This is a genomic window from Arcobacter sp. CECT 8983 (assembly GCF_004118855.1).
Taxonomy (GTDB): domain Bacteria; phylum Campylobacterota; class Campylobacteria; order Campylobacterales; family Arcobacteraceae; genus Halarcobacter.
Map to the genome: position 1 here is coordinate 1 of NZ_PDKF01000011.1, position 4,245 is coordinate 4,245.

At 29.0% G+C, this 4,245-nt stretch carries 3 protein-coding genes; all 3 read right to left on the reverse strand.

Annotated elements, in window-relative coordinates:
• Window positions 1-162: 162 nt before the first annotated feature.
• Window positions 163-1,818, reverse strand: a complete 1,656-nt coding sequence (locus CRV01_RS11980) for an acetolactate synthase large subunit (RefSeq protein ID WP_129008471.1) — start codon at window positions 1,816-1,818, stop codon at window positions 163-165.
• Between the two features lie 217 nt (window positions 1,819-2,035).
• Entirely contained in the window at window positions 2,036-4,054 is a 2,019-nt protein-coding gene (locus CRV01_RS11985; RefSeq protein ID WP_129008472.1) for a dynamin family protein, read from the reverse strand.
• On the reverse strand, window positions 4,054-4,245 hold a 192-nt coding region (locus tag CRV01_RS11990), incomplete at its 5' end, for a hypothetical protein (RefSeq protein WP_164970059.1). The genes CRV01_RS11990 and CRV01_RS11985, both read right to left, overlap by 1 nt.

A 4,245-nucleotide genomic window follows, 5' to 3' on the forward strand; every position in this document is an offset into this window, starting at 1 on the left:
GGAATCCAATTATCAACATCTAAAAACTTTTCATATGCAACGTCGATTGCTTTTTGAACACCTTCTATACTTGTAAAAGGAACTGTTCCTACTACTTTCCCGTCATATGGTGATGTTACTTCTATTGTACTCATTTCTTTCCTTTTCTTTGATTTTTGTTTATTATATCATACAAGTTTTATTTGCTAATAAATCATTTAAAATTTTGTGATTTAATGAATAATCAACTGCTAAGTCAATTAAATGTACACCTTTAGAGTTTACACATTTTTCTAATGTTTCTTCAAACTCTTCACAAGATTCTGGTCTATAACCTTTAGCCCCAAATGATTCTGCAAATTTAACAAAGTCAGGGTTTTGTAAATCAAGTCCGAAAGTATCGAATCCCATACCTGTTTGTTTCCATTTAATCATTCCATATGCGTTATCATTTAGAATAATTACAGTTAAGTCTAACCCTAATCTTACTGCTGTTTCCATTTCTTGGTCATTCATCATGAATCCACCATCACCACAAACTGCAACAACTTTAGAGTTAGGATTTACCATTTTTGCTGCCATACCAGAAGGAAGACCTGCACCCATAGTAGCAAGAGCATTATCTAATAATAGTGTGTTAGGTTTAGCACATCTATAGTTTCTTGCAAACCAAATTTTATAAACTCCATTATCAAGTGTTACGATATCATCATCACTTGTTAAAGTTTGTCTAATTGTTCTAACTGCTCTTTGTGGTAAAATTGGGAATCTTGTATCACCAAAGTATTTAGAAAGTCTTGTTCTAATTTCATCTGCTAATCTTACATAATAATCAAAGTCCCAGTGCTCTTGTTTAGAAATATCATTTGTGATTTTTTCTATACTTGAAGAGATATCACCAACAACGTCTAGTTGTGGGAAATAAGTATCATCCACTTCTGATGGGAAGAAGTTTACATGAATAACTTTTGTAGCTCCTTCTTCATTTTCCATAAAGAATGGTGGCTTTTCAATTACATCGTGACCAACATTGATAATTAAGTCAGCTCTTTCAATTGCACAGTGAATAAAGTCATCTTTTGAAAGTGCAGCAGTTGATAAACATAATTTGTGGTTCTCATCAACAACACCTTTACCCATTTGAGTAGAGAAGAATGGGATACCAGTTTCATTTACAAAGTCAGTTAATGCAGCAGAAATATCATCTCTATTTGCAGCATTACCAATACATAATAGTGGTCTTTGCGCTTTTTCAATCATTTTAACTGCATCAGCAATAGCTTTTTTATGAGGTTGTGGATAATGGAAATCTCTTACTGGGTAAATGTTATTCTCAACATCTTCTTCAGCAGAAATATCTTCAGGGAATTCAATATGAACTGCACCTGGTCTTTCAGTAGTTGCAATTTTAAATGCTTCTCTTACAACTGAAGGAACATTGTTACCATTTACAATTTGTTTTGCAAATTTAGTCATTGGTCTCATCATTCTAACGATATCAATGATTTGGAATCTACCTTGTTTAGATTTTTTAATTGGTTTTTGACCAGTAATCATAAGCATTGGCATTGCACCTAATTGTGCATAAGCAGCAGCTGTTGCAAAGTTAGTAGCCCCAGGTCCTAAAGTTGAAACACATACACCAACTTTTCCAGTTAATCTACCATATGTAGCAGCCATGAAACCTGCACCTTGCTCATGTCTAGTTAAGATTAGTTTGATTTTATCTGATTTTCTAAGTGCTTCTAGTAAGTCTAGATTCTCTTCTCCAGGAATACCAAATATATATTCAACACCTTCATTTTCTAACGCCTTAATAAATAAATCTGATGCGTTCATTTTATCTCCAATTTTTTTAATTAAATGTTTATGAAAGTTTCACACATTTTGATTTAAACAGTTGTTAATCATTATGATTATTTCTTAAGTTTCATATTTTTTTTTGTAAGTGCGAATATTCGACACAATCGTTTCTGTATTATTATAATAACTTTAAATAAAGAGATTAAAGTAGTATTGTAATTCTTTGATTAAAAAATACTAAAAAGATGAGATATTAAATCTCATCTTTTATGCTTTTTAGGTCTTCTATCTTATTTAAGTAAGTGGCTTTTTTAGAGCTTACGAACTCAATTCTATCTTTATTTATTTCCAAATATTGATTTTTTGAATATTGTATGATTTTATAAAGGTAATTTCTTTTTGAAGTTAAGAAATCTTCAATTTTTTCAAAACCGAAGTTTGCTTTTAGTTTTGTAAGAATCTCATCTTCTCTTGGATGATATATATTAAATCTTGCAGGTTCTTTTTCATATAAAGTAATTGATTCAGTAATTTGTTGCTCAAAGTGGGCAATTGTAGCTTGCGTTGTTTGAATATATGAATAAGATAAAGCACCATTAAAGTATGCGAATTTTTTTCTTAAAGCTGAAATATTTTCTAAAATTGCACGGTGAAAACTTCTTAATACATTTTCATATACTTTTGCTGCAAAGTGCCTAGTTGTCGAAAACTCTGAATCTGAAGCAATTTCTCTATGCTTTTTGATAAGCTCATAAGGTTCTTGCCATCTATGAATTCTTTGTTTAATTTCTCTATAAACATTTCTAAAAGCTTCATCACTAGCTAATTCTACTTCTTTTAATTGTTTAATTGCTCTTTTAAACATTTTATCTATAGTTTGGTCATCATAAAATAGCTTTTTATAAACATTATCACTATCAATCCAATATGTTTCATATTCAATTTTTTCAAAAGAGTCTTTACTTAAAAAACCACTTTTTTCTTCGTATCTATATGCTTTTTGTTTTTTTACATTTTTAAATGTTTCATGGGCCATTTTTTCCATAATTGATTCAAGTGAATTATAAATTGTAAATAATTCTTTAGAGTATGTTTTATGAATATTATCAAAAGCTTCAAGAATATCATTTTCTGCACTTGTCAATATTTCACATAATGAGTCATAAACACCAATAATAGTTTCATACTCTTTTACTAAAATATCGCAAATACCTTTTAAATCTTTTTTAATAGCATACTCTTTGGCTTCTGCAGCTTGTGGTCTAATCGTATTTTCAATGAAATCAAGAACTTCTTGAATATTTGATTCTTCTAAAAGTTTAGTATTATCAGTATTATCAACTGCATTAATTTTATCAATTGCATCTTTATATTTATTAAACTCTTGTTCAAAACTTTTAAGAGTATTAATTTTATTCTCTCTTAAATCTTTTTTGAAGTTTTTTATTAGTTCTTCTTGTTGTGTCTCTACTAAAATATCTTTGTGTGCAGCCCTTGATTCAAGTGCTAATTTAGCTGAAATAGGTGTAACTTGAGAAAAATATTTTGAAAATTTATTTTTAATATAGTTTGTAGTAGTTTGAATTTGTTCTTCTGTAAATTTATCTTTTTGGTTAAGTACACAAAGAGATTTATTTTTAAAGTGTTCCATATACTCTTCAAGTACTTCAGCTTCGGACATTTTACCTGCATTATCAATAAGTGTAAGCCAAATAATTCCACCAACATCTCTTAGTACTCTTCTTGTAGTATCAGTATCACTTTGTGATTGTGAATTTAACCCAGGTGTGTCAACAAATGAAATATCTTTTAAAATATCCATTGGAGCATAAAGGGTTAAATACTTAATATCTGCCATTTCATGTTCTCGTTGGTCTGTAAAAGCAGCAATTGATTCAATAGGAGCATATTCGTGTGCACCTGAGTAATATGTTATTTTTAATTTATACTCATCTGCATAGTTAATAAAGTTTACTTTTGATGTAACAGGAGTAATACCAGTAGGTAAAATATTTCTTGAAAGTAGTGCATTTAAAAATGTAGATTTACCAGATGAGAATTGACCAGTAATAGCAACTTCCATTGGATATCTAGATCTTCTTATTTGTTTATCTAAGATATTTTTTAATTGAATAGAAGGGTGAAACTTTTCATCAAGAAGTTTATCTTTAATCCTTTTTATATCACCAAATAGTCCCTCTTCATACTCAATTTCAGTTGTTTTATTGTATGTTTCATTAAACTCTTTTACAAAACTATCAAGTATACTCATTATCTAAGCCCTTTACTTATTGCATCTAGTTTTTTGATTTTTTTATGAATTGAAATTGTTAATTCATCTTTATTTGCTTCATTTTCTTCAAAATTTGTAAGTCTATCTTGAAGAGATTTTTCATCTTTTTTTAGTTTATGTTCAAATACTTTTAAAGGTTCTTCTATTTGTTCAAAGAAATTTTCTATCAA